The organism is Ruegeria sp. CDSC054 (assembly GCF_059610645.1).
This window is the reverse complement of the sequence record NZ_JBXWOA010000013.1, coordinates 32,658-57,645: the sequence shown is the minus strand read 5'-3', so window position 1 is coordinate 57,645 and position 24,988 is coordinate 32,658. Positions and strand designations below refer to the sequence as shown.

24 protein-coding genes are annotated in these 24,988 nt (G+C 57.9%); 11 read left to right on the top strand and 13 right to left on the bottom strand.

Features of this window, described 5'->3' with window-relative positions:
• Positions 1 to 356: 356 nt before the first annotated feature.
• The 6 genes from AC2FGC_RS19585 to AC2FGC_RS19560 form a co-directional block, all read right to left on the bottom strand.
• Complete coding sequence (locus AC2FGC_RS19585) at positions 357 to 824, bottom strand: Hsp20 family protein (RefSeq protein WP_170565179.1); 468 nt, start codon at positions 822 to 824, stop codon at positions 357 to 359.
• A gap of 122 nt (positions 825 to 946) precedes the next feature.
• Positions 947 to 1,762 (bottom strand): trypsin-like serine peptidase, encoded by an 816-nt coding sequence (locus tag AC2FGC_RS19580; protein ID WP_496726716.1) that lies wholly within the window; start codon positions 1,760 to 1,762, stop codon positions 947 to 949.
• The gene (locus AC2FGC_RS19575) at positions 1,759 to 2,553 is read right to left on the bottom strand and encodes a trypsin-like serine peptidase (RefSeq protein WP_496726717.1); all 795 of its coding nucleotides are present in this window, start codon (positions 2,551 to 2,553) and stop codon (positions 1,759 to 1,761) included. The genes AC2FGC_RS19580 and AC2FGC_RS19575 overlap by 4 nt, the downstream gene beginning before the upstream one ends.
• Positions 2,554 to 2,671: 118 nt before the next feature.
• Entirely contained in the window at positions 2,672 to 3,988 is a 1,317-nt protein-coding gene (gene glcF, locus AC2FGC_RS19570) for a glycolate oxidase subunit GlcF (protein WP_496783219.1), read from the bottom strand.
• Positions 3,989 to 3,992: 4 nt separating this feature from the next.
• The gene (locus AC2FGC_RS19565; protein ID WP_496783217.1) at positions 3,993 to 5,093 is read right to left on the bottom strand and encodes an FAD-binding protein; all 1,101 of its coding nucleotides are present in this window, start codon (positions 5,091 to 5,093) and stop codon (positions 3,993 to 3,995) included.
• Between the two features lie 25 nt (positions 5,094 to 5,118).
• The gene (locus AC2FGC_RS19560; RefSeq protein WP_496783215.1) at positions 5,119 to 6,567 is read right to left on the bottom strand and encodes an FAD-linked oxidase C-terminal domain-containing protein; all 1,449 of its coding nucleotides are present in this window, start codon (positions 6,565 to 6,567) and stop codon (positions 5,119 to 5,121) included.
• 80 nt (positions 6,568 to 6,647) lie between these two features.
• Here AC2FGC_RS19560 and AC2FGC_RS19555 point away from each other — a divergent pair, with 80 nt between their 5' ends.
• The gene (locus tag AC2FGC_RS19555; RefSeq protein ID WP_496726721.1) at positions 6,648 to 7,358 is read left to right on the top strand and encodes a DUF599 domain-containing protein; all 711 of its coding nucleotides are present in this window, start codon (positions 6,648 to 6,650) and stop codon (positions 7,356 to 7,358) included.
• A 35-nt stretch (positions 7,359 to 7,393) separates the two neighbouring features.
• Positions 7,394 to 7,741: a hypothetical protein gene (locus AC2FGC_RS19550; RefSeq protein ID WP_496726722.1), complete on the top strand. Its 348-nt coding sequence runs from the start codon at positions 7,394 to 7,396 to the stop codon at positions 7,739 to 7,741.
• A 3-nt stretch (positions 7,742 to 7,744) separates the two neighbouring features.
• On the opposite strand, the gene AC2FGC_RS19545 is transcribed toward AC2FGC_RS19550, so the two are convergent.
• From AC2FGC_RS19545 to AC2FGC_RS19530, 4 genes are all read right to left on the bottom strand, one after another.
• The gene (locus AC2FGC_RS19545; protein ID WP_496726723.1) at positions 7,745 to 8,230 is read right to left on the bottom strand and encodes a flavodoxin family protein; all 486 of its coding nucleotides are present in this window, start codon (positions 8,228 to 8,230) and stop codon (positions 7,745 to 7,747) included.
• Position 8,231: 1 nt separating this feature from the next.
• Positions 8,232 to 8,702: a 23S rRNA (pseudouridine(1915)-N(3))-methyltransferase RlmH gene (gene rlmH, locus AC2FGC_RS19540; RefSeq protein WP_496726724.1), complete on the bottom strand. Its 471-nt coding sequence runs from the start codon at positions 8,700 to 8,702 to the stop codon at positions 8,232 to 8,234.
• A 44-nt stretch (positions 8,703 to 8,746) separates the two neighbouring features.
• On the bottom strand, positions 8,747 to 9,106 hold the full coding sequence (gene rsfS, locus AC2FGC_RS19535) for a ribosome silencing factor (protein ID WP_209599225.1): 360 nt from the start codon (positions 9,104 to 9,106) through the stop codon (positions 8,747 to 8,749).
• A gap of 164 nt (positions 9,107 to 9,270) precedes the next feature.
• On the bottom strand, positions 9,271 to 10,623 hold the full coding sequence (locus AC2FGC_RS19530; RefSeq protein ID WP_496726725.1) for a mechanosensitive ion channel family protein: 1,353 nt from the start codon (positions 10,621 to 10,623) through the stop codon (positions 9,271 to 9,273).
• 253 nt (positions 10,624 to 10,876) lie between these two features.
• Between AC2FGC_RS19530 and leuC the strand changes: the two genes are divergently transcribed.
• The 6 genes from leuC to leuB all read left to right on the top strand — a co-directional run bounded on the left by leuC (position 10,877) and on the right by leuB (position 16,980).
• Positions 10,877 to 12,280 (top strand): 3-isopropylmalate dehydratase large subunit, encoded by a 1,404-nt coding sequence (gene leuC, locus AC2FGC_RS19525; protein ID WP_496726726.1) that lies wholly within the window; start codon positions 10,877 to 10,879, stop codon positions 12,278 to 12,280.
• Between the two features lie 37 nt (positions 12,281 to 12,317).
• Positions 12,318 to 12,872 (top strand): HdeD family acid-resistance protein, encoded by a 555-nt coding sequence (locus AC2FGC_RS19520; protein ID WP_109311305.1) that lies wholly within the window; start codon positions 12,318 to 12,320, stop codon positions 12,870 to 12,872.
• 42 nt (positions 12,873 to 12,914) lie between these two features.
• Positions 12,915 to 13,520: a 3-isopropylmalate dehydratase small subunit gene (gene leuD / locus AC2FGC_RS19515; RefSeq protein WP_496726727.1), complete on the top strand. Its 606-nt coding sequence runs from the start codon at positions 12,915 to 12,917 to the stop codon at positions 13,518 to 13,520.
• Positions 13,521 to 13,851: 331 nt separating this feature from the next.
• Positions 13,852 to 14,682 (top strand): hypothetical protein, encoded by an 831-nt coding sequence (locus AC2FGC_RS19510; RefSeq protein WP_496726728.1) that lies wholly within the window; start codon positions 13,852 to 13,854, stop codon positions 14,680 to 14,682.
• Complete coding sequence (locus AC2FGC_RS19505; RefSeq protein ID WP_496783211.1) at positions 14,679 to 15,710, top strand: endonuclease/exonuclease/phosphatase family protein; 1,032 nt, start codon at positions 14,679 to 14,681, stop codon at positions 15,708 to 15,710. The genes AC2FGC_RS19510 and AC2FGC_RS19505 overlap by 4 nt, the downstream gene beginning before the upstream one ends.
• A 166-nt stretch (positions 15,711 to 15,876) precedes the next feature.
• Entirely contained in the window at positions 15,877 to 16,980 is a 1,104-nt protein-coding gene (leuB, locus tag AC2FGC_RS19500) for a 3-isopropylmalate dehydrogenase (RefSeq protein ID WP_496726730.1), read from the top strand.
• A 48-nt stretch (positions 16,981 to 17,028) separates the two neighbouring features.
• Here the strand turns inward: leuB and AC2FGC_RS19495 are convergent, their stop codons facing one another.
• The gene (locus tag AC2FGC_RS19495; protein ID WP_496783209.1) at positions 17,029 to 19,215 is read right to left on the bottom strand and encodes a transglycosylase domain-containing protein; all 2,187 of its coding nucleotides are present in this window, start codon (positions 19,213 to 19,215) and stop codon (positions 17,029 to 17,031) included.
• Positions 19,216 to 19,474: 259 nt separating this feature from the next.
• Between AC2FGC_RS19495 and AC2FGC_RS19490 the strand changes: the two genes are divergently transcribed.
• Both AC2FGC_RS19490 and AC2FGC_RS19485 read left to right on the top strand, forming a co-directional pair.
• Positions 19,475 to 19,813: a P-II family nitrogen regulator gene (locus AC2FGC_RS19490; protein ID WP_058273036.1), complete on the top strand. Its 339-nt coding sequence runs from the start codon at positions 19,475 to 19,477 to the stop codon at positions 19,811 to 19,813.
• 33 nt (positions 19,814 to 19,846) lie between these two features.
• Entirely contained in the window at positions 19,847 to 21,157 is a 1,311-nt protein-coding gene (locus tag AC2FGC_RS19485; RefSeq protein ID WP_496783207.1) for an ammonium transporter, read from the top strand.
• Between the two features lie 69 nt (positions 21,158 to 21,226).
• Here the strand turns inward: AC2FGC_RS19485 and AC2FGC_RS19480 are convergent, their stop codons facing one another.
• Together AC2FGC_RS19480 and sseA are read right to left on the bottom strand one after the other, a co-directional pair.
• Positions 21,227 to 22,411, bottom strand: a complete 1,185-nt coding sequence (locus AC2FGC_RS19480; RefSeq protein ID WP_496769563.1) for an amino acid aminotransferase — start codon at positions 22,409 to 22,411, stop codon at positions 21,227 to 21,229.
• Positions 22,411 to 23,265 (bottom strand): 3-mercaptopyruvate sulfurtransferase, encoded by an 855-nt coding sequence (gene sseA / locus AC2FGC_RS19475; protein WP_496726734.1) that lies wholly within the window; start codon positions 23,263 to 23,265, stop codon positions 22,411 to 22,413. Before sseA ends, AC2FGC_RS19480 begins: the two co-directional genes overlap by 1 nt.
• A gap of 608 nt (positions 23,266 to 23,873) precedes the next feature.
• On the opposite strand from sseA, the gene AC2FGC_RS19470 reads away from it, so the two are divergent.
• Positions 23,874 to 24,980, top strand: a complete 1,107-nt coding sequence (locus tag AC2FGC_RS19470; protein WP_496726735.1) for a peptidoglycan-binding protein LysM — start codon at positions 23,874 to 23,876, stop codon at positions 24,978 to 24,980.
• Positions 24,981 to 24,988 lie beyond the last annotated feature (8 nt).

Sequence of the window (24,988 nt, the reverse complement as noted above, 5' to 3'; positions counted from 1 at the left end):
TTGGGTTTTCTTTTAATGTGTGCCGCGATTTACATCGCTGTGAGTCTGCTATCGCGATTTGAAAGTGTAGGAGTTGCTGAATCGTCAGAAACGGAAGTGGAACAACCGCGATCCACCCGTTAAACTTCGAGTAATCAAAGCTGCGACGCGGACATTTCTGAGTCCGAGAATACCCGTTACTCCAAGACGCTATACATCAATTGCAGACCTTGGGTCTGGCGCAGCGAATTCACACTTTGTCCCGCATTGCGGACCTTCTGGTACTACAAAAAAACAACGCCCCGCGTCTGGAGGAACGCGGGGCGTATGGTGCGACAATCCAGAGAGGAACGATTATCGCGGCGTTTTAGGTCGCCTTAGTTTACAGCTTTGGCGTCGACCACATCCTTTTCGATGGCATTGGCCGAAGAGATCTCGATCCGGCGCGGTTTCAAGGCCTCGGGCACTTCGCGCTTCAGGTCGATGTTCAGCATACCGTTTTCGTGGTTGGCGCCAGTGACACGCACGTGATCGGCCAGCGCAAAGCGGCGCTCGAACGCGCGGGTGGCAATGCCACGGTGCAGATAGCTGCGCTCTTTGTCTTCAGCGGCTTTCTTGCCGGCGACGATCAGGGCGTTTTCTTTTACTTCGACCGACAGGTCATTTTCCGAAAAACCGGCGACTGCAACCGAGATGCGATACGTGTCGGCATCGGTCTTTTCGATGTTGTAAGGCGGGTAGCTCGGCTGAGCCACATCATTGGTCAGCACGCGATCCATCATATCGGCGATCTGGTCGAAACCAACGGTGGCGCGGTGCAGGGGTGCAAAATCAAAACTACGCATGTGTCATATCCTCATATCAGAGCGATCTGTGTTCTGCCCTCCGTTCGGACGGGCATCTGGTTGATACGGGCCCCATTCGTGGCGACCCGATACAGTTCACATGGGTAGCATTTTGATCGAGTTCAACCCCCGCCCGAGCTGATGAATTTTGCGCCGGAATTCGACTTGTCGGACCCGACCTGCAACCGGCGGATCGTTGCCTGTGGGCGCGGGGCATCGCGCCGCAAGTCCGCCTTGAGTTCGGCAACAATTCCAGATAGTTCCATCCCGTATCCGGCCACGCGACCCCCGTAGGTTCCGATTGCTGAGACAACCGACAGGATCTGCCAGCGCGGGCCATTTCTGGCCAGCAATGCCGAACCGGACGAGCCAAAAGTGATGTCGCAGTTGAAGGTAATCAACCCTTGCTGGCGACCCAGGATACGGCAGGACCTTTCCCGCGTGATCGCCTCGGACCGGCCGCGCCCGTATGAGGCTAAGCTGACCTCGGTTCCGGCAACGCGCCCTGTGTGCAAGGCAAACGGATTGGCGATAGAATAAGGGATCGGCTGTTCCAAACGCATCAGCGCAACATCGGCGCGGACATTATTCGGTGACAGCGGGGCATTGCTGACATATTCCGGGTTCACGGCAATCTGCGTGACTTTGCGATCTGCCAGCGCCTCACCATGGCTCAAACCAGCGCGGAACGTCACCTTTCCCGGCTCGTAGGGTTTGCCGCTGGCCTTGTCCACCGCACAGTGCGCAGCAGTCAAAACCAGATCCTGCGCAATCAGCGTGCCGGTGCAAAACCCCTGATCGCCGATGTCCAGGCGTCCAACCGCCTCCCATCCGTAAAGGTCATCGCGATCCGTCAGCTTTCGCTTGGCGGTTTGGGCGTAAGTTGCGGTGGCGGAAATTGAGAGGAACAAAAGAAAATTCAGAAGTAAACGACTCATGGTTTTATGAACCTTGCTCCAATATTGCGGCGTGCCCCACCTTGAGAGGAAGACACGCCAAATCCGCGCCCGGCCGACAACTCTGCCTGCAACAGTTCGAGGGAATTCTCGACCGATGTACCAATCGCCACGCGCTGTCCGTTGAATTCGGCCTTGGCCGCGACGACCGACACGATGCGTGGCCGGTCCCCGTCAAAGGAAAAGACCGGAGCTCCTGACGACCCGAATTCGACATCACACGACAACACCAAAACGTCTGATGTGCGCGTCATGACCGAGCACACTTCTTGCAGCGAGGGGGCCTCGGCCCGGTCCTGCGCGTATGACACCACCCCAACTTCAGCCCCTCGATCCGGGCGCTCTCCGGTTTCGAATGGGATTACGCTGGTGTTGCGGATCGGCTGCCACAGTTCGATCAGCGCGATGTCATTGTACAGCCGAGAAGCCGTCGCCTCGGTGCTGAATTCATACTCGGGATGCACAACGGCCCGACGCGCAGCCCGATAAGCAGATGCGCGTCCGAGACGCCAGGCAGCCAAAAATTCAACCTCGGCCAGATCAACCCGCTGACCAGTCATTCTGTCGAACAAACAATGAGCGGCCGTCAAAACAAGCGTCGGAGAGATCAGTGTTCCAGTACAAAACCCGGCACCATCTTTGAAATCCAGGCGCCCGACCGCCATCCACGCGCGCCCGGCATCGGTGGTGTCCAGACTCTTCAACCCGGTATCCTGGGCTGCGGCGGACAACGGCATCAAAGCCAGCGCCAATGCTGTGATCCAATTTCGCAAATGGCACTCCGGCTTTGCTGTTGGCGTATTCTCCTACGCCTCCGGTGCGGCAAAAATAGGGCGATGACGCCAGCGTCCGTTTAACGTGACGAGTGGTGCGCAGTTGCATCAGCCTTATCTATTTGAGGATCGGAACCCCGGATCCACTCCGGTCGCCCAATGCCCGCGGCACAGGCCCGCCGGTCGCCCAATCCAAAAGCTCAACAGTGTGCAGCACGGGAAGGCCCGTGCCAGAGCCGATTTGCATCATGCATCCGATATTACCCGCCGCGATCATGTCCGGCTTTTTGGCTTCCAGCGTTTTGACCTTGCGGTCCTTCAGCTTGCCCGAAATCTCGGGCTGCATCAGGTTGTAAGTCCCCGCGCTGCCGCAGCACAGGTGGCTATCTGTAGGCTCTAACACGGCGAAACCAGCCTGTTTCAGCAGAGTTTTGGGATGAGCTTTGATCTTTTGACCGTGCTGCAGAGAACAAGCTGCATGATATGCAACGGTCAGGCCCTTGTCTTCGCCCTGCGGCAGCTCCAGCTGGATCAGCAGTTCGCTGATATCCATTGCAATCGACGACACCCGCGCCGCGTCTTCGATTATGGGATCGTTGCGAAACATATGGCCATAATCCTTGACCGTCGTGCCGCAGCCCGAGGTGTTGATGACAATGGCGTCCAGCCCGTTGCCGTTCATTTCTGTGGTCCAGGCCCTGATGTTGGCTTTTGCGGCCTCATGGCTTTCGCGGGTTTTGCCCATGTGATGGGTCAGCGCGCCGCAGCACCCTGCCCCTTCAGCCACGACGACCTCGCATCCCATCCTAGTCAAAAGTCGAATAGTTGCGTCGTTAATGTCAGTATTCAAAGCTTTTTGCGCACAACCCGTCATCAGCGCAACGCGCTTGCGCTGCGGTCCTTTGGCCGGAAATCTCTGCGGGTCGTCATTGCGACTGACGGGCGGGATATGTTTGGGCGCCATGTCCAGCATGGCACGCAACCGGGCGTCGGGCATCAGAAAGCGGAATGGCCGCCCCAGCTTCGCCCCGATCAAAGCCCAGCGAAACCGCATCGGATAAGGCAGGATCTGTGCCAGTACCCAACGCAGCGCACGATCCGAGAAGGGGCGTTTATAGTTCTCTTCGATGTATTCCCGCGCGTGATCGACCAGATGCATGTAGTGCACGCCAGATGGACACGTGGTCATACAGGCCAGGCATGACAGGCAGCGGTCGATATGCTTGACCGTTTTCTCATCCGGCACACGCTCGTTTTCCAGCATGTCCTTGATCAGGTAAATGCGCCCCCGTGGGCTATCCAACTCGTCCCCCAGCACCTGATATGTCGGGCACGTGGCTGTGCAAAACCCACAATGGACGCAGTTTCGCAGGATTTCATTTGATTTTTGGATCGCGGGATCTTGCAACTGCTTTTCGGTGAACATCGTCTGCATCGGCTTACCCCATCAACCCCGGATTAAACAAACCGCGGGGGTCGAATCTTTGACGAATACCCTTGGTTAGAGCCGCAATACCGGGCGCCTCCGGTTGAAAACGCGCCAGTTCGGCAAGTGTATCTTGTCCTGCCCGCACGATATTTGCGTGACCGTCAAACGCGCCTAACTGCGCCCGCAGATCAGTACCAACCGGCACCAAGGCCCAAATCAACCCGCCGCCCCAATCAAACAACGTCCGCTCTGCCCGGATGCGCGCAACGATGTCCGGCGCATCCGCTGGTTTTACTGAAATGCGCCAGACATCACCGCTTTGTTCTTGGAAACCGGCTGCATCACGCAAGTCGGCCCACAATGTGTTGGGCTGGTCAAGTTCGGCAACCTCGCCGAAACCAGACAGTAGGGATTTCAGTTGGTCCGACCGGTATGTCACCGAACCCGCAAATCCTTCGAAGCGCAGTAAGGCGCTTCCCATATCCGGGTCGTACGCCGCTCCGCTGACGTCAAACGGGGATTTTAATGCGGCGGACAGCGCCGCAATTGCGGTGGTCACATCGGGCACCTGAACGGACAGCGTAGCCGAGACTTCGGGCTTGGGTAGTACTTTCAACGACACTTCGGTCAAAACGCCCAGAGTGCCCCAGGATCCCGCCATTAGTTTGACCAGATCATAGCCGGTGACGTTCTTCATAACCCGGCCGCCATTCTTGACGACCTGCCCCATGCCATCGACATAGCGCACGCCCAAAAGGAAATCACGGCATGCCCCTGCCTGTATCCGCCGGGGCCCAGATATGTTGGCCGCCACAACACCGCCTATGGTCGGTGTGCCACTGGTGCCCAGCAATCCCCGGTGATCCATCGGCTCAAAGGCCAATTGCTGACCTTCTGCATCTAATGCGGCCTTGATCTCTGCCACCGGCGTGCCGGCTTTCGCCACCAGCGTTAGCGCACCGGGTTCGTAAAGTGTGATGCCGGTTAGTCCGCTTGTTTCAATCTCCGCATCCGGTCCCGCAACTCCGCGCGTACCGCCTCCCTTGATGCGGACCGGTTCGTCCAGCCCGGCCACCATCTCGGCCAGTTCGGCTTCTGTTTTTGGTTTCATGACAATTCTTCTTTGTTAGAGCCGATTATTCAGCGGCAATCTGCGCGATGCGTCGGGATTCAGACGTATTCAACGGAAAAACCTTGGCGGGGTTCAGCAACCACTTTGGATCGAACACATCCTTTACGGCCATCTGCGCCTCAAGGTCCGCAGGCGCGTATTGATGGTGCATCAGATCGCGCTTTTCGATCCCAACCCCGTGCTCACCTGTCAGGCAGCCACCCACATCAACGCAAAGCTTCAGGATATCGGCTCCGAACGCCTCACATTTCTCCAGATCACCCGGCTTGTTGGCATCAAACAGGATCAACGGGTGCATGTTGCCATCGCCTGCATGAAACACGTTGCCGACCGGCAGGCCGTATTCTTCGCTCATTTCACCAATCCGGCGCAGCACTTCCGGCAAGGACGATACCGGGATCGTGCCGTCCAGGCACATGTAGTCGTTCAACTGCCCCATCGCACCAAAGGCCGACTTGCGCCCCAGCCAGATTTTCGCGCTTTCCTCAGCCGATTGGCTTTCGCGCAGCTCCACCGGGTTATGGCGCTTGGCGATGTCGATGATTTTTGACAATTGATAGTCCATCTCGGCCTCGGACCCTTCGACCTCGACAATCAGCAAAGCGGTGCAGTCGGGGTAGCCTGCATGGGCGAAGTTTTCGCAGGCCTTAATGCACAGGGTATCCATGAATTCGATTGCAACCGGCAGGATGCCCGACTTGATAATGTCCGAGACGCATTGCCCGGCAACTTCGTTGTCATCAAATCCCATGAGCACGGGTCGTGCACCATCGGGTTTTCGCAATATCCGCAATGTGGCTTCGGTCACCACGCCCAACTGCCCTTCTGACCCGCAGATGACTCCCAACAGGTCCAAGCCGCCAGAGTCCAGGTGCGCGCCGCCAATCTCGACCACGCTGCCATCCATCAGCACCATCTTTACGCCCAACAGGTTGTTCGTGGTCACGCCGTATTTCAGACAATGCGCCCCGCCCGAGTTCATCGCGATGTTCCCGGCAATGGCACAGGCAAGCTGTGAGGACGGATCCGGCGCATAAAAGAAGTCGTCTTCCTCGACCGCTCCAGTCACACTCAGGTTGGTGCGGCCTGATTGAACGCGAATGAAACGGTTGTCATAATCGACCTCCAGCACCTCATTCATCCGGGCGACGCCAAGGATGACGCAATCCGCCGTTGGCAAGGCGCCACCGGCCAATGACGTACCCGAACCGCGCGGAACCACAGGAACACCTTCTTCATTACAGATGCGTAATACGTCCGAGACCTCTTGCGTAGTCGACGGCAGAACCGCCAGCATCGGAGGGCACCGATATGCCGTCAGCGCGTCACATTCATAAGCACGAGTCTCGGACGGTTCGTGAATCACCGCGTCCTCGGGCAACACTTGCAACAAACGTTGTAGAACCACGGTCTTGCGGCGCAGAATGTCAGGGTTTGGCGTTGGCATTTCCATGGCTGATCCTCTATTTGGTAAAATAATATTACCAATTTCCCCATCTGGCAAGTTCTCATGTCTGGCCCTAAGGTCGCAGCATGACTTGGATTGATCGCGCACAACTGTTTTCACCGCTGGATTATGCGGCCATTGCCGTGTTGCTGATCACTTGGCTGTGGATCGGATGGCGGATCGAAAACCCGTCACCCAACAAGCATTCCGTCACAGTGATGATGGATGACTATCGTCGAGAATGGATGCGGGAAATGGTCACCCGGCAACCCCGAATGTTTGACGCGCAGGTGGTCGCGGCAATGCGGCAGGGCAGCACATTTTTTGCCTCGACCACGATGATCGCCATCGGGGGCGGATTGGCCCTGCTGGGCAATACCGAAAGTCTTGCCGGCGTCGCCAATGATCTGGCCATCGGTAGCGCACCGGCCATGGTGTGGGAGATCAAGATCCTGATCATCATCCTGCTTCTGGCCAATGCATTCCTGAAATATGTGTGGGCGCACCGGTTGTTTGGCTATTGCGCGGTTCTGATGGCCTCGGTGCCCAATGAACCGTCGGACCCACAAGCCTATCCGCGCGCAGCACAAGCGGCCGAGATCTGCGTCACCGCGGCGCGCAGCTTTAACCGCGGTTTGCGCGTGACTTATTTTGCCCTGGCATCCGTTGCTTGGATACTTGGCCCCGTGGCGCTGATGCTGGGCACGGCGATCACATTTGGTGTCCTATACCGGCGCGAGTTTGCGTCGCATTCCCGGCTGGTCCTGCTGTCCCAACCGCGCGACACGGATTCGTGATCGCGAAGCCGACGGACACAGCCTAGGATCGCCTCATGCGGTATTTGATTCTCAGCCTTTTTCTCGCCAGCCCAGCGCTTGCCGACCCTTCTATGCTTGAAAACGTGGCGGCCAGCCAAAGCGGCGACACGTGGCGATTCGACGTGACGATCCGCCATCCCGATACCGGGTGGGATCACTATGCCGATGGCTGGCGTGTTCTGGACATGGACGGCAATGAACTGGGTATGCGCGTATTGCATCACCCGCATGAGAATGAGCAGCCCTTTACACGCTCACTATCCGGGGTGGCGATTCCAGATGGCGTGTCTCAGGTTCAGATTCAGGCGCGGTGCAGTGTCGATGGCTGGGGTGACGAGACGACGTTGGTCACACTGAACTGATCTTCAGAACACACCCAGCGCCAGACCCGCACCCAACGCAGCCCCAATATCACGGCACTCATCCAGTTGGTTTTGCGGGATGGTCTTTTCGGCCAGAATAGCCTCGGGCGTTTGCGCATGGGTGCAGATGATCAGCGGCGACTGAACCTCTTTCAAGCGCCACCCAATGGCAATCCGCGCGGTTTGGCGGGCCGCATTCTCGCCATCAGACCCGGCACAGATCATCTGGGCATAGGGCCGTCCTTCGATCTTGCCCAGAACAGGGTAGTAGCAGCGATCAAAGAACTCTTTCATTAAACCTGAAATCGCAGCCAGATTCTCGGGCGCGCAGAAGATAAACCCATCCGCGGCCAGCAAATCCTCAGGGGTCGCCTGATCTGCAGTTTTCAGAACCGTTTCCGCTTCGTCCCGCGCTCCTGCCGCGGCGGCTTGGGCCATTTGACGGGCGCCGCCGGTGCGCGAATGGTAGACGATCAAAAGCTGCGCCATGTCAGACCCGGTGATAGGGACCGCCCGACAGGATGGTCGCGGCCCGGTAAAGTTGCTCGGCCAGCATCACACGGACCAGCATATGCGGCCAGACCATCGACCCGAATGAGATGGAAAAATCAGCCTCAGCCCGCAGATCAGGGTCTATTCCGTCCGCACCGCCAATGATCAATGCCAGATCCTGCCGCCCGGCATCGCGCCAGCCACCCAGTTTTTTTGCAAAATCAGGCGAGGACATCACCCGCCCGCGTTCATCCAGTGTGCAGATCACCGCACCTTTGGGCATCGCCTTGCGCAGTAACGCGGCCTCGGCCCCCATCCCTGCGTTTTTTTTGTCCTCAACTTCGATCACCTGTGCAGGACCAAGGCCCAGGCTACGGCCGGTCCGGTCAAATCTGGTCAGATAGTCGTCAAGCAGGGACTTCTCCGGTCCGGCACGCAATCGCCCGACCGCACAAATGCTTATACGCATATTTCTCTCGCCTCCGGCCTGTTAATGCAGGCCGGGATAGCGCCTCAGTTGGCTGAGGCGCTGCCGCCCTGAGGCAGCCACATCTTTTCCAGCTGATAGAATTCACGCACTTCGGGGCGGAAGATATGGACGATCACGTCGCCCGTATCGATCAGCACCCAGTCGCCGGTATCCTTGCCTTCGACCTTCGAGGTGAAGCCGAATTCCTGCTTGATGCGATCCGTCAGCTTTTCCGCCATAGCCGAGACCTGACGTGTCGAACGCCCGGACGCAATGACCATGTGATCCGCGACAGACGACTTGCCTTGCAGGTTGATCTGCACGACATCTTCGGCCTTGTCATCGGAAAGTGAGGAAAGGATACGCTCAAGCAGCTTGTCGCTGATTGACTGAGAGTGGGCCATTACATTGGCCCCATCATCGGCGGGCAAACCCGCCTGTGTATGTAGAGACAGGACATAGTCCTCCATTGTTGCGCGCCGCCAAACCCCGGCGCAGGGGTACTAATAAGGTAACAAGGGGAATGCAACATTTCAATGAACGGGCGCTTTTGCGGCCGCACGGGTGCTCACTCTTTGGCGATCTGTTGCGAGTCTGCGCCGTCGGGCAGCAGCCGAACCTCGCGCTGGGGGAAAGGAATCGATATCCCCTCGGCCTTGAAAGCATCCCAAAGGGCGAGGTAAACATTGCCCCTGATATTGGTAAGCCCCTTGGTCGGATCGCTGATCCAGAACCGCAGCACATAGTCCACGCTGCTGTCGCCGAACCCGGTTATATGGCAGACCGGCTCATGTGAACCGCCGCTGAGAACACGTTTCACCGATTTAACTGCCTGGATCGCGGTTGCGCGCACCTGATGCGGGTCGTCGTCGTAACTGGTGCCAAAGTCCAGATCCAGACGCACATAACGGTCCGAATGCGACCAGTTCACCACCTGATTGGTGATCAAGTCTTCGTTCGGGATCAGGTATTCACGCCCATCCCGCGTGACCACCGATACATACCGCGCGCCCAGCGCGTTGATCCATCCGAATGTGTCACCCAACGAGATCACGTCGCCCGGTTTGATCGAGCGGTCCATCAGGATGATGATCCCGGAAATCAGGTTCGACACAACTTTTTGAAGACCAAAACCGATGCCCACGCCGATCGCGCCTGACAACAGCGCGATGCCAGTCAGATCAAACCCAAGCGTGCGGATGGCCGCCATAAAGACAGCTCCGTACAGCAGAACTTGAATGCCTTTGGCCAACAGAACCTGCATCGAAGGCGTGATGTCGTCGTTCCTCTGCAATCCCCGCTCGGCCGTGCGGGTCCCGATGCGGGCCAACGTCAGCAGCACGCCGATCAGCAATGCGGCCTTGAGAATTCCCAGTGCCGAGATGTGCAAATCACCGATGGAGATCGCTACGCCGTCCAGAAACTCGGCTACGTCATCGGTCAAATTCAGCGCAACCAGCGTTGCATAGACCCACATCGCCCATTTAAAGATCCGCCGCAGCGTACGGTTGCGGACAAGTCGCGCCACCAGCGCGATCGCCAGCCAAGCGGCGGCCAATGTCGCGATCACGCCGATAATGTAACTGTGCGACGGCCAGGTCACATTCTGCATGAACAGGTACAGCGTCCAGGACAACAAAACGAAATAGACCAGTGTTAGGCGCTGCATCAGCTGAACCAGAGTGCGCAGCCGCCATTTGGGCCAGCCGGTGCGGGCACGTGCCCAGGTTTCCCACCGGTTTTGCGTGACCAGCTTGAGCACATATGCCAAAGCCCACAGAGCGAGAATGATGATCAACTGGTGCCGCCGCCAACCCGGCGTGACGATCAGATCAACAAGTTTGCCGAACTGCACGGAAAACCCCGCGACCATGTTTTCATAGAGTTCCGACAGCGAGCTGGGGATCAGGTCTTGGTTCATACAGGTCTCCTGACACGCAGCTTGGACAGCAACTCGGGGTGATGCAAGCCCGAGGCCGGATTGAACCTTGATTGACGGGCACACGCGATATATCTGAGGCGCATGAGAGTCTATTTGGCCCCTGCTCCGACACTGCAAGACCGCACACGCCTGCGTGAACGGTTCTTTGGGGCCGCCCGCACGGTTCTGGCCCGCCTATAAGCGGCGTCCAGCCACTCGCCAGCTATTTCTCATTACATACGGGAGAGGACCGATGTCCCCCAAAACACTCTATGACAAGATCTGGGATGCCCATGTCGCGCACGAAGCCGATGATGGCACCTGCCTGCTTTATATCGACCGCCATCTGGTGCACGAAGTCACCAGCCCACAAGCCTTTGAAGGCCTGCGGATGGCGGGCCGTCCAGTACGCGCGCCGGAAAAGACCATCGCCGTGCCGGATCACAACGTTCCGACCACTGCGGATCGGGTGAACGGCATTGAAAACCCCGAATCGCGCATTCAGGTCGAAGCGCTGGACAAGAACGCCAAGGATTTCGGCATTCACTATTACCCGGTGAATGACGTTCGTCAGGGCATCGTGCACATCGTCGGCCCCGAACAGGGCTGGACCCTGCCCGGCATGACCGTTGTTTGTGGCGACAGCCACACCGCCACCCATGGCGCGTTTGGTGCTTTGGCCCACGGCATCGGCACGTCCGAGGTTGAACATGTTCTGGCCACGCAAACCCTGATCCAGAAGAAATCCAAGAACATGAAGGTGGAAATCACCGGCAAACTGCAGCCGGGTGTGACCGCCAAGGACATCACTCTGGCCGTGATTGGTGAGACTGGTACGGCTGGCGGCACCGGCTATGTCATCGAATATTGCGGCGAAGCGATCCGCGATCTGTCGATGGAAGGCCGAATGACCGTCTGCAACATGGCCATCGAAGGCGGTGCCCGCGCTGGCCTGATTGCGCCGGACGAGACCACCTATGAATATGTCAAAGGCCGCCCCCACGCGCCGAAAGGTGCCCAGTGGGAAGCCGCTCTGACCTGGTGGAAAACGCTGTTTACCGACGAAGACGCGCATTTTGACAAGGTCATTACCCTGCGCGGCGAAGACATCGCGCCGGTCGTCACATGGGGCACCAGCCCCGAGGACGTTCTGCCGATCACCGCAACCGTGCCGAACCCCGAAGATTTCGAAGGCGGCAAGGTCGACGCGGCCCGCCGGTCTATCGAATATATGGGTCTGGAAGCCGGTCAAAAGCTGAGCGACGTCGAGATTGACACCGTTTTCATCGGGTCCTGCACCAATGGTCGCATCGAAGACCTGCGCGCCGCTGCCGAGATCCTGAAGGGCAAAAAGGTCAAGGACGGCATGCGTGCCATGGTCGTACCCGGTTCAGGTCTGGTTCGTGCGCAGGCTGAAGAAGAAGGTCTGGCCGAGATTTTCAAAGAGGCCGGGTTCGAATGGCGGCTGGCAGGATGTTCAATGTGTCTGGCGATGAATCCGGATCAGCTGCAGCCCGGCGAACGCTGTGCCGCGACCTCGAACCGCAACTTCGAAGGCCGTCAGGGCCGGGGCGGACGCACCCATTTGCTGAGCCCGGCGATGGCTGCCGCAGCGGCAATCACAGGACGGCTGACAGACGTCCGTGAATTGATGTAAGGTCCCCTCATATCTAGATATTTGAGGGATTAAAAACATGAGTGACTGGGTCAAATGGCTCCTGCTGGGGCTTCTGTCCATAGCGTTCGGTATCTTTGTACTGGGCGCGCCAGTTGTGGCATCCGTCGCGGTGACGGTGGTAACCGGTGTGTTGCTGCTGATATCAGGCGCGCTGCAGGTTGTTGGCGGCTTTACGGTTGAAGGCACCGGCAACAAAATTCTGTCACTCATCATGGGTGCGGTGATGCTGTTTCTGGGCTGGTCCTTTCTGGACCACCCGCTGCAGGGAACCCTGACACTGGCAACCGTGATGCTGATCCTGTTCATGGCAGGCGGCATCGCGCGGGTCATTCTGTCGTTCCAGATGAAAGGAACACAGTTTTTCTGGCCCACGATGATCTCGGGCATCTTGTCGATCGTCCTTGCCGGTATCATCTGGACATATGTAGGAAGCGATCCTCAGGTGCTGTTGAGCATTTTGGGTATCTTCCTGGGCATTGAGATGCTGTTCAACGGGTTCGGCCTAGTCTTTATGGCGTTCTTCATCCGGAACGCACCCAACGACGCAACAACAGAAGCGAAACAAGCTTAAACGCGGGACACGGGCGCGGCCCTCTCCTGCAGGAGTGTAGACATGGAAAAGTTTGACAAAGTCCACGGGGTGGCCGCCCCAATGCCGCTGATCAATATCGACACCGATATGATCATTCCGAAAGTGCACCTGAAAACCATCAAACGGTCCGGCCTTGGCGTCGTGCTGTTTGATGAGATGCGTTATCATGATGACGGGGGCGAAAACGAAGAGTTCGTTCTGAACAAACCCGCCTATCGGCAGACCGAAATTCTGGTCGCGGGCGACAATTTTGGCTGTGGCTCGTCGCGCGAACACGCGCCCTGGGCGATCAAGGATTTCGGCATCAAGGTCGTGATCTCGACCAGCTTTGCCGACATCTTCTTTAACAACTGCTTCAAAAACGGCATTCTGCCCATCGTGGTCGAGGAAGAGCACCACGCGATCCTGATGGAAGATGCCCACAAAGGCGAAAACGCTCGCATGACCGTGCATCTGGAAGATCAGCAGATCACCACCTCAGATGGCGTTGTGATCGAGTTCAGTGTCGACCCACATCGCAAGCACTGCTTGCTGAATGGTTTGGACGATATCGGCCTGACGATGGAGAAAGATCATCACATCGACAAATTCGAAGATCACGCAAGCCAAGCCCGCCCCTGGGTGTGATTCCAAGAGCGAATCTGAGGATACTCAACCTATCGGGGTCGCCTAGGCGGCCCCTTTCGCGTTCTTGGGGTTGAAGTCCCGGCAATCACAACATGTAGCGGCCACCCTCCAATACACGCCTAATTTGCGGCGCGGATGATGCAAAGGTGCACCAGTTTTGCCATCATTTTGCCCAAAATCACATGTTTTCTACGCCTTGGCTTGAGCGGATTGTCGCTTATCGTCAATGTTGGCGGTAATGGTGGTCTCCGGCAAAAAATGTCGGATGCAAGATGGGACAAAGCCGTCAAAGAAATAGAAACGGTCAATCCGTTTTGAAAGGGTTTGGATAGTGATTGCGCGCACAACAGGGGCGGCGATTCGGGGAGTTTTGGTCGCACTACTGGTGCTGACACCTGCGTTGTACCTGCCAGTAACGTCTACGAATGGGACCGAGATTGTCGTCTTTCTCGCCATTCTCGCGTTTTTCCTGACATTCGCTGAATACAACTCTGCCTTTCCCAGCTTTATCGAGTTCCGCGACGCGCCGCCCGTGAACCGTTTGCGCTTTGTCGGGCTGATGTCGATGGTCACCTTCCTGACGTTGATCTGCAAAAATGCGTATACGCCGACCGGCCTGACGACGACCTTCTATTCCTTTGGCTTGGGCGTCGCAAATGTGGTCGACTTTCCCTATTCGCCAGTACGGCTGATCATCCTAATGCTGCCGACTGATGCAAGCGCACCCTTGATCGAACTTGTCCGTATTTCTGCCAGCGTCGCGTATGTCGCTGCTTTGGTGACGATCGCCAGCTTTGCCTACGCGGTGAAAGTGCGCGGCTGGCCGACCGGAAACGGCGCCTTCAATGTCTGGACCAACCTTCCGCTGTTCGACCCCACCAAAGGCGGTGATGTGGTAACGCGCCTGCAGCGCGACGGACGACTGAACATTTGCATCGGCATTCTGCTGCCGTTCCTGATCCCGGCCCTGATCAAACTGCTGACTGACTATGCCGATCCGATCTCTCTGAGCAATCCTCAGACGCTGATCTGGACGCTCAGTGCTTGGGCTTTCCTGCCCGCCAGCATGATCATGCGTGGAATGGCGACCCTGCGCATCGCCAACTTGATCGTCGAAAAACGGCGCGCTTATTCCACAGCTGAGTCTACCCAGACCGCATGATCCGCATCCTGATCTTGCTGCTGTTGCCCGTTATGGCGCAGGCAGAGACGATCCGTATTGCCACGTACAACACAGAGCTCAGCCGCGATGGCCCGGGGTTGCTGTTGCGCGATATTCGCCGCGGTGATGATCAGGTGATGGCGGTTGCTGCGGTTCTAGCGGAAACCCGCCCCGATATCATTGCTTTGCAGGGGATCGATTGGGATTTTGAGGGGCTGGCGCTGGCGGCACTGGCAAATCGGCTGCGCGAGGCCGGATTGGACTATCCCCACACATTCACAGCCCAACCAAATTCCGGCCTGGAAACGGATCTTGATCTGGACGGAGATGGTCGAACCCACGGCCCCGGCGACGCGCAGGGTTGGGGTCGGTTCACCGGACAAGGTGGGCTGGCCGTGATGTCTCGTTACCCCATCACTTCGGATCAGGTTCAGGACCTGTCCAACGTGCCATGGCTGAAACTGCCCGGCGCTGAACTGCCCCAACATGACGCAGGCCCCTACCCGTCAGAACCGGCGCAGAACGTCCAGCGGCTCTCATCCGTGGCGCATTGGATTGTGCCCATTCAAACTCCGGCGGGGCAGCTGGATTTGATGACTTTTCATGCCTCACCCCCCGTGTTTGACGGACCCGAGGATCGCAACGGCCTGCGAAACCGGGATGAAATTCGCCTTTGGTCCGCAGTCATGGACGGGGAAGTCGGGCGCAAACCCGGTCGTCTGTTTGTTATCGCGGGTGACGCCAATCTGGACCCCGTGCGGGGTGATGGACGTAAAGAGGCGATCCAAGAGTTTTTGAACGACCCCCGCCTTCAGGACCCTTCACCCGAAGACCCCTCAGGCGACTTGGCCACGGTGGTCTGGAAAACCGTTGGTCCAATGCGGGTCGATTACGTCTTGCCATCCGCCCAATGGCAAGTGTTGGATTCCGGGGTGCACTGGCCCGCCGCAGGCACTGAAGAACGCAAAACCGTCGAACGCGCAAGCCGTCACCGGCTGATCTGGGTCGACCTGACACTGCCTCGCTAATACGGCCTTTTGCGCCATGATCTGGCCCGCAAAACAGACCTGACGCAATTTTCAGACGCTAACGGAAACAAACCTGTATTTTCCTTGCCCTCTGGCGGGATCGTCTCATTGACCCGATGCCGCACAGGCGCTAGGGCCTGTGCTGTAAAACGCAAGGAGATCCTTCATGTCCAACCCCTCGCTCCTCATCCTGCCCGGAGACGGAATTGGCCCCGAAGTCATGGCCGAAGTGCGCAGAGTCATCGACTGGTTTGGTGCGAAACGCGGCCTGGAATTCGACGTGAGCGAGGATCTGGTCGGCGGTGCAGCCTACGACGCGCATGGCAAGCCCCTGTCGGACGAGACCATGGCCAAAGCGCAAGAGGTCGACGCGGTTCTTCTGGGTGCCGTTGGCGGCCCGAAATATGACGATCTGGACTTTTCACTGAAGCCCGAGCGCGGCTTGCTGCGCCTGCGCAAAGAGATGGACCTGTATTCCAACCTGCGCCCGGCACAGTGCTTTGACGCGCTGGCCGATTTCTCGTCGCTGAAGAAAGACATCGTTTCCGGTCTCGATATCATGATCGTGCGCGAGTTGACCTCGGGCGTCTATTTCGGTGAGCCGCGGGGCATTTTTGAGGAAGGCAATGAGCGTGTTGGCATCAACACCCAGCGCTATACCGAATCTGAGATCGAGCGCGCCGCGCGCTCGGCATTTGAGCTGGCAATGCGCCGGAACAAAAAGGTCTGCTCGATGGAGAAGGCCAACGTCATGGAATCGGGCATCCTATGGCGCGAGGTCGTGGATCGCGTATCCAAAGACTACCCCGAGGTCGAGCTGAGCCACATGTATGCCGACAATGGCGCGATGCAGTTGGTGCGTGCGCCCAAACAGTTCGACGTCATCCTGACAGACAACCTGTTCGGCGACATCCTGTCGGATTGCGCGGCGATGCTAACCGGCTCGCTGGGTATGCTGCCGTCGGCAAGCTTGGGTGCCCCGATGGCGAATGGTCGCCCCAAAGCGATGTACGAACCGGTCCACGGTTCGGCCCCGGATATCACCGGTCAGGGCAAGGCGAACCCAATCGCCTGTATCCTCAGCTTTGCCATGGCGCTGCGCTACAGCTTTGATCAGCTTGAAGAAGCAGATCGTCTTGAAGCCGCGATCGAGAAAGTGCTGGCCGACGGTGTTCGCACAGGCGACCTGCTGGCCGATGAAGGCGTTACGCCAGTTTCGACCACAGAAATGGGTGATGCGATTTTGGGCGCCCTTGACGACAGCCTCTGATCAGGCGCTCTTTCAATTCAAAAGGCGGTGCCCAGCGCACCGCCTTTTTTAATTTCCACCGAAAATATTGTTCAGCAGGTTGTTGATAGCCCGGTCCAACCCGGTTTGGTTCTTACGGCGCTGTTGCTGCGGTTGCGCTGTTCTGACCGGTGGGTCCGGGGCGAGCATCGGCAGCGGCGTCGGCGTCATGCCTTCGGTCACGCGCAGCATGGTTTCTTTCCAGATTTCAGCCGGCAATCCGCCTCCGGTCACACCGGATAATGGGGTGTTGTCGTCATACCCCATCCAGATGCCCGTGACGTAATCTGCCGTGAAGCCGATGAACCAGGCATCCCGCGCAGCCTGCGTCGTGCCGGTTTTACCCGCCACCTGCCAACCGGGCAGTTGTGCACGCGCACCGGTGCCTTCGGACACCACACGCTCCATCATCCACGTCAGCTGCTTGGCAGCTTTGTCGTTGATGACCCGCTCACCAATGCCCGTTGTCGTCACCATGACCGGGGTTTGATCGCCCAACAGCTTCAATTCGGTCAGACCATAGGGTTCCACCGCCGAGCCACCGTTCAGGATGCCCGCATAGGCCCCCGTCATCTCGATCAACGTGCTTTCCGACGCGCCCAGCGCCAATGCGGGGCCCTGCGCCAGATCGCTATCGATGCCAAACTCGCTGGTCACGGTACGGACATTGTCCAACCCGGCAATCTCAGCCACTTTCACCGCAGGGATGTTCAGCGAGTTCTTTAGCGCGTCCGCCAGCGTGACGCGCCCATAGAACTTGTTGGTGTAGTTCTTGGGGCACCACTGACCGGACCCCGGAATATTCACGCAGTAAGGTTCATCCACGACCGTATCCAGCGGTGAATACCCCAGTTCCAGCGCGGTGGCATAAACAAAGGGTTTGAATGATGACCCCGTTTGCCGCAGCGCTTGCGTGGCACGGTTGAAGGCACCGGACACGCGGGTCTTGCGCCCCCCAACCATGCCGCGCACAGCCCCATCCGCCGACATCACCACGATCGCGGCCTGAGCCTTGGAACCTTCGCGGACCTTCTCCTGAAAGATGAATTGCAGCGCCTCTTCGGCTGATTTCTGGATACGCTGATCCAGCGTGGTACGGATTACCACGTCTTCGGTCGTGTTGCGCGTAAAGAACTCGGGTCCACTCGCCATCACCCAATCGGCGAAATAGCCCCCCGCTCGCGCAGCAGCGGCTTCTGACAGTTGCGCGGGATTGCTGCGTGCACTGCTTGCTTGTGCCGAGGTCAGATACCCCTGTGCCTCCATCAGGCCAACCACCAGCCGCGCCCGATCCTGCGAACGTTGAAGGTTATTCGTCGGTGCATAGCGCGTCGGTGCCACCAGCAGACCAGCCAGCATAGCAGCCTGCGACGGGCTGACCTCAGCCGCCGAAATCCCGAAATAGCGTTGGCTTGCCGCCTCGAACCCGCGCGCACCCGCGCCCAGGAATGCCCGGTTCAGATAGATGGTCAGGATCTCGTCCTTGGAATACTTGACCTCCATCGCCATCGCATAGACCGCCTCTTTGGCCTTGCGCCAAAGCGAGCCTTGACGGCAATCGGACTCGTAAGCAGCTTCGGATTCCCATTCACTGGGCTCATAAGGCACACCCAGACACAACAGCTTGGCCGTCTGCTGCGTGATGGTCGACCCACCATGCCCCGACAGCGGTCCGCGCCCTTCGCTCAGGTTGATGCGCACAGCGCTTGCGACACCGCGCGGGCTGACGCCGAAATGGCGATAGAACCGCTTGTCCTCGGTCGCGACGACCGCGTTCTTCAGATGGGGCGATACGGTATCGGCCGTGATCACCCCACCAAATTGGTCCCCACGCCAGGCAAAGACCTTGCCGTCCCGATCCAACAGGGTCACCGACCCGCGCGCCCGACCGTCTAGCAAAGCATCGACGTCAGGCAGAGAGGAGTAGACAACCCCAACCGCCAAAGCCAACAGCATGGCAGCCACCGCGCCCACACGCCAGGTCACGCCCCAGATCAGTCGCCACAACCAACGGAAAAGACGTCGAAAGAAACCGCCGCCACCGCCGGACGTCTTGCGGGTTTTCTTCCGGGCGGTTTTGCGAGTCGACGTCTTGCGCGCCGTCGCCTTCTTGCCGGCGGGCTTTGTCGTCCGCTTTGTTGCAGCGGGTTTACGCCCCTTTGAAGGGTATCTTTTGTCTGCAACAAGCGATGTCTTGCGACGCCTGGACTCAGTCATGCTCAAACTCTGCCCGGTTATCATTTTGAGGCACCATACCCTGCCACCGGCGCGAAGTAGAGGTATGAAATTCCGCTAACCGGCCTCAATAGTTTGCCTGATTTTTGGGCATCAACGTTTTTTTGTGCAAAAATTGTGCACCTCACCCCCCTTTTCCCCTGCGTTCTCCCACCCTGACCGTTTCTTACTGCGGTCAGTCACGCTCTCTTTCTGCAGGTGCAAACAAACCGGTTCCGCCGGACAGGAAGAGGGGACAGACGTGAAACTGATCATTGCGACAATCAAGCCGTTCAAGCTGGAGGAGGTGCGCGAGGCACTGACCGAGGCCGGCGTGCGCGGCATGATGGTGACCGAGATCAAGGGCTTCGGCTCGCAATCGGGCCACACCGAAATCTATCGTGGCGCCGAATACGCGGTGAATTTCGTGCCCAAGATCAAGCTTGAAATCGTGGTGCCCGCCACGATGGCCGACCAAATCGTCGAGACAATCACCAAAACCGCCAAGACCGGCAAGATCGGTGACGGCAAGATTTTCGTCCTTGATGTCGAGCAGGCGCTGCGCGTGCGGACCGGGGAAACGAACGAAGAGGCGCTGTAAGCGCCGCCACTCACATACATTCGAGGAAGTCACATGAACCTGATGAAATCTCTCATCCCAGCCGCCGCGCTTATCGTGCTGCCGCAGATGGGTCTGGCGCAAGAGGCCGCCGAGGGCGAAGCTGCGCTGCACACCCAGTATATTTTTACGACCCTGCTGTTTCTTATGGCAGGCTTCCTTGTCTTCTTCATGGCTGCAGGATTTGCCATGCTCGAGGGCGGTCTGGTGCGTTCCAAGAACGTCGCCATGCAGATGATCAAGAACATCGCGCTGTTTTCTATTGCCGCGATCATGTACTGGCTGGTCGGCTTCAACACGATGTATCCGGGCGACTTTAATGGTTTCTTTGCCCTTGGCGGTCCGACCGTACTTGATGCCGTGGGTGTTGCGCCCGCAGACGCGGCGTTAGACTACGCGTCTATCGGCTCGGACTTCTTCTTCCAGCTGGTCTTTGTAGCGGCAACCGCGTCCATCGTGTCCGGCGCCGTGGCCGAGCGCATAAAGCTGTGGCCCTTCCTAATATTCGTGATCGTTCTGACTGGTATCATGTACCCGATCTCCGGTTCCTGGAAATGGGGCGGCGGCTGGCTGGATGCCATGGGCTTTTCCGACTTCGCTGGTTCGACAGTTGTGCATTCGGTCGGTGGCTGGGCCGCTCTGGCGGGCTGCCTGATCCTTGGCCCCCGCATTGGCAAGTACAAAGACGGCAAAGTTCACCCGATGCCCGGCTCGAATCTGGCGCTGGCAACCCTGGGTACGTTCATCCTGTGGCTGGGCTGGTTTGGCTTCAACGGCGGCTCGCAACTGGCGATGGGCACCGTAGGTGACGTATCCGACGTGTCCCGCATCTTTGCCAACACCAACATGGCCGCCGCATCTGGTGCTATCGCAGCCCTGATCATGACGCAGGTGTTGTACAAGAAACCTGACCTGACCATGGTGCTGAACGGCGCGCTGGCCGGTCTGGTCTCGATCACCGCAGAACCGCTTGCCCCGACCTTGTTCGGAGCGCTGTGGATCGGCGCAGTTGGCGGCATCATCGTGGTCTTCGCGGTTCCGATGCTGGACAAGTTCAAGATCGACGACGTTGTCGGTGCCATCCCGGTTCACCTGTTCGCAGGCATCTGGGGCACCATCGCCGTGATCTTCTACGGCGAAGCAAACCTGATCACACAGCTGACCGGTATCGTAGCTTATGGTGTGTTCACATTTGTTGGCGCGTTGATCCTGTGGACAATTCTGAAGGCGACGGTCGGCATCCGCGTCAGCGAAGAAGACGAGATCAACGGCCTCGACATGGCAGAACTGGGTATGGAAGCTTATCCAGAGTTTTCGAAAGGCTAAGAGCCTGCCACTCGAAAACAAAAAAAACCCGGGCGTTCGCGCCCGGGTTTTCTGATTTATTGGCTTGAATCAGACACCGACGTCAATGATCGCCTTGGCCAGAATCGGAACTGTCGTCGCGTTCAAGCCGGCAATGTTCAACCGGCTGTCACCGACCATGTAGATGCCGTGGTCCGCGCGCAGCTTTTCGACCAGTTCCGGTGCCGCCCCCAGACGCGAGAACATGCCGCGGTGCTGGGCGACAAACCCAAAGCGATCGGACCCACTTTGGGCCTGCAGCTCGTCTGCCAGTTGTTGGCGCAAGCCCAGCATGGACAGGCGCACCTCTTCCAGCTCAGCCGCCCAGTCAGCGCGCAGGGCTTCATCATTCAGGATCGTCGTCACCACCCGTGCGCCGTGATCCGGCGGGAACGAGTAGTTCTGACGGTTGAGGAATGCCAGCGTGGACTGGTTCAGAGCTGTCTGCGCCGGGTCATCACTGATGGCCATCAACAGGCCGGTCCGCTCGCGGTAGACACCGAAATTCTTCGAGCAGGACGCTGCAATCAGGCAGCGCTTGACCGACGAGGCCACCAGTCGGGTTGCCTGCGCATCCTCTTCCAGTCCGTCGCCAAAGCCCTGATAGGCGATATCGATCATTGCCACGAGGCCGCGCTCGTTAATCAGGTTCACGACCTCCTGCCACTGCACCATGTTCAGGTTGGCGCCTGTCGGGTTGTGACAGCAGCCGTGCAGCAGGACTACGTCGCCCGCATTCGCGGTTTTCAGGTCCTCGATCATTCCGTCGAAATCAACGCCACGGGTTTCGCCGTCGAAATACCGGTATTGGACCGTCTCCATCCCCAGATAGTTCAGGATCGACAGATGATTGGGCCATGTCGGGTTCGACACGAACACGCGGGCCGAGGGGTTGGCCATGCGGATCATCTCGAATGCCTGACGGCAGGCACCGGTTCCGCCGGGCGTCGCCACGGCAGCGATGTTGCCGCGTGGAACCGAGGTGCCTAGGATCAGGCCAATCATCGCATCGGCATAAGCCGGGTCGCCCGCCAATCCGGTGTAGGCCTTGCTTTCTTGCTCTTCCAGGATGCGCTTTTCGGCCGCTTTCACCGCACGCATCACCGGGGTCACGCCCTCGGCATTTTTGTAAACACCAACTCCCAGGTCGATCTTTTGATCGCGCGGGTCTTCGCGATACGCCTGCATCAGCGCCAGAATCTTGTCGGCAGGCTGCGGTTTGAGGTTTTCGAACATCAGTTCTCTCCGGTTGCGACGGGCAGGGTCGGGAAGGCACCCCATTCGGCCCAGGAGCCGTCATAAAGCGAGTGGTCTTTCTTGCCCATGCGCTCAAGCGCAAGGCTGAGGATTGCGGCGGTCACACCCGACCCGCAGGATGTGATAGCCGGTTTCGACAGGTCCACACCTGCGGACTTGAAGATGGCGCGGCATTCCTCGGGGGATTTCATCGTGCCATTCTTGTTCAGCAAAGTGCCAAAGGGCACGTTGCGCGATCCGGGAATGCGGCCCGTTCGCAGACCTTCACGCGGTTCTGTTCCGGTTCCGGCAAAACGGTCAGCAGAGCGTGCGTCGATGATCTCATGATCTCCCAGCTTGGCGGCGGCAGATACCTGCGTGACGTCACGGACCAGATGGTTCTGGACCCGGACGGTCATGTGGCGGTCGCGGATCACCGGCGGCAGATCTTCGATCTCATGCCCCTCGGCCTGCCATTTCGGCAGACCACCATCCAGAACGGCGATGTTTTCCTGCCCCATCAACCGGAACAACCACCAGACGCGGGCGGCAGACATCAAACCGGCCCCATCATAGACGACAACCTGATGGCCGTCGCCCACGCCCATCGCCCTCAGGCGGGACATGAACTTTTCGACCGGGGGCGCCATATGCGGCAGGTCCGAACGGTGGTCCGAAATATCATCGATGTCAAAGAACCGCGCGCCGGGGATATGAGCGGCGTCGTATTCGGCTTTTTCGTCGCGCCCTTGCTGCGGCAGATACCACGACCCGTCCAGCACCCGAAGATCCGGGTCCTTGAGATGGGCAGCAAGCCATTCGGTAGAAACGAGGGTTTTCGGATCGTCCTGCATAAAAGCCTCCCCTAAACGCGTTTGGTTTTTCCCTATACGCGCGCGCATGCGGGTTCAAGGCTGGATGGGATGATGACACTAACGGACGCCTCTGAACCTGCATGTGCGAATGATTGGGACTATGTTGGGCAAAACCAACTGACGCGAGCGCTCTCAGGAACCAGACCTGTGCGCGCACCCGTTTGACCACATGCATACTCTGGGTTGCAAACACCCCAAATAGTGATGCGTGTAAGACTAAAGCCCCGCTTATCGGGCTTATGTCCGTGTGTAATTTATCACTCCACCAAGGGTTGAACCCAAAAAAACGCACTTTCCGCCCCAAAAAGGTCGGTTTTCCCTACGTCAATGTACCCCGGAGTATCTGTGAAAGCGCCCGAACTCAGGCCGTGGAAACAGCCAATACAAATCGGCGCTGAAGCAAAGGAAACGGGCAATCAGGAAAAGAAAAAACGCTTTCCCCCGCAGTCTGTAAAATTTTGATCGGCGCGGAACATCTTTCCTACCATTTTGTAAGCGAAAGAAAAAACACAACGTCACTAGGGTGATAGAACAAAAAACCGGGACCCTGGTGCACGTTGAAAAAACTCACTCTACAGGAGAACGAAATGAACACCCCTGGAATTAAGTTTGGCCTCATGACCCTGGGTCTGGCTGCCTTGATCTCACCGATAAGTGCTGCGGCGCAGGTCGCGTGCGAATCGTACACAGTAGAAGCAGGCGAAACGCTGGCGACTATTTCCGAAACGGCATATGGCTCTCGGGATTACCAGATCATCTTCAACGCAAACAGAAACGTCATTGCCGGAAATCCGAACAATCTGACCCCTGGTACAATTCTGAACTTGCCATGCGCTGACGGCCGACTGACCGCCACATCGCAGTTCAACGAAGTTGTTGAGCGAGAGGAAGAAAAAGCCGCAAAAATTAAACCCAGAAACGTTTACGAGCCGCCGATTCGTCTTTTGGCCGGTAACGATTGGGCACCCTATACGGACGAAGGTCTTTCGGGTGGCGGCTTTTTGATGCGGTTGTCGACAACGGCCCTGCATCGTGCGGGCAACAAGCGCGAATACAACCAGGGTTGGGTGAACGATTTCAACTCGCATCTTTACACACTTCTGCCCGCCGGAGCGTATGACATCGCCGTTGCCTGGGTTGTGCCAGATTGCGCAAAAAACCCCGATGCCATGGGTGAAGACAGCCTTTATCGCTGTAACGGGTTCTACGCATCACAGCCATTGTATGAATCGGTCGTTGGGTATTTCACACTGCCCGACAGCAAATATGCTGGCGCAGCCTCCATCGAAGAGCTGGAAGGGGCCGTATTTTGTCGTATGGACGGGTTCTTTACCAATGACCTGGAAGAGGCCGGCCTGGTCGAACCCAAAATCACGCTTGTTCGCCCCCGCACCCCGGAAGAGTGCATCGAGGCGGTCATGAACGGAACCGCGGACGCCACCGGGATGGCTATTCAGCAAGCCAATGGGGCAATTGCGGCTTTGGGTATGGAAAACGAGGTGGTTCAGAATGAGAACTTCACCCATCTGTCCACCATTCGCCTGCTGGCCCATAAATCCAACCCATACGGGCTGCAGTATATCTCGATGCTGAACAATGGCCTGAACGAAATGCGGCAGTCGGGCGAGTGGTACGATATCGTTTCCAGCTCGCTGTCCGAGTACAGCTCTAAGCTGCAATCTGCGTCGAACTGATCGGTTCG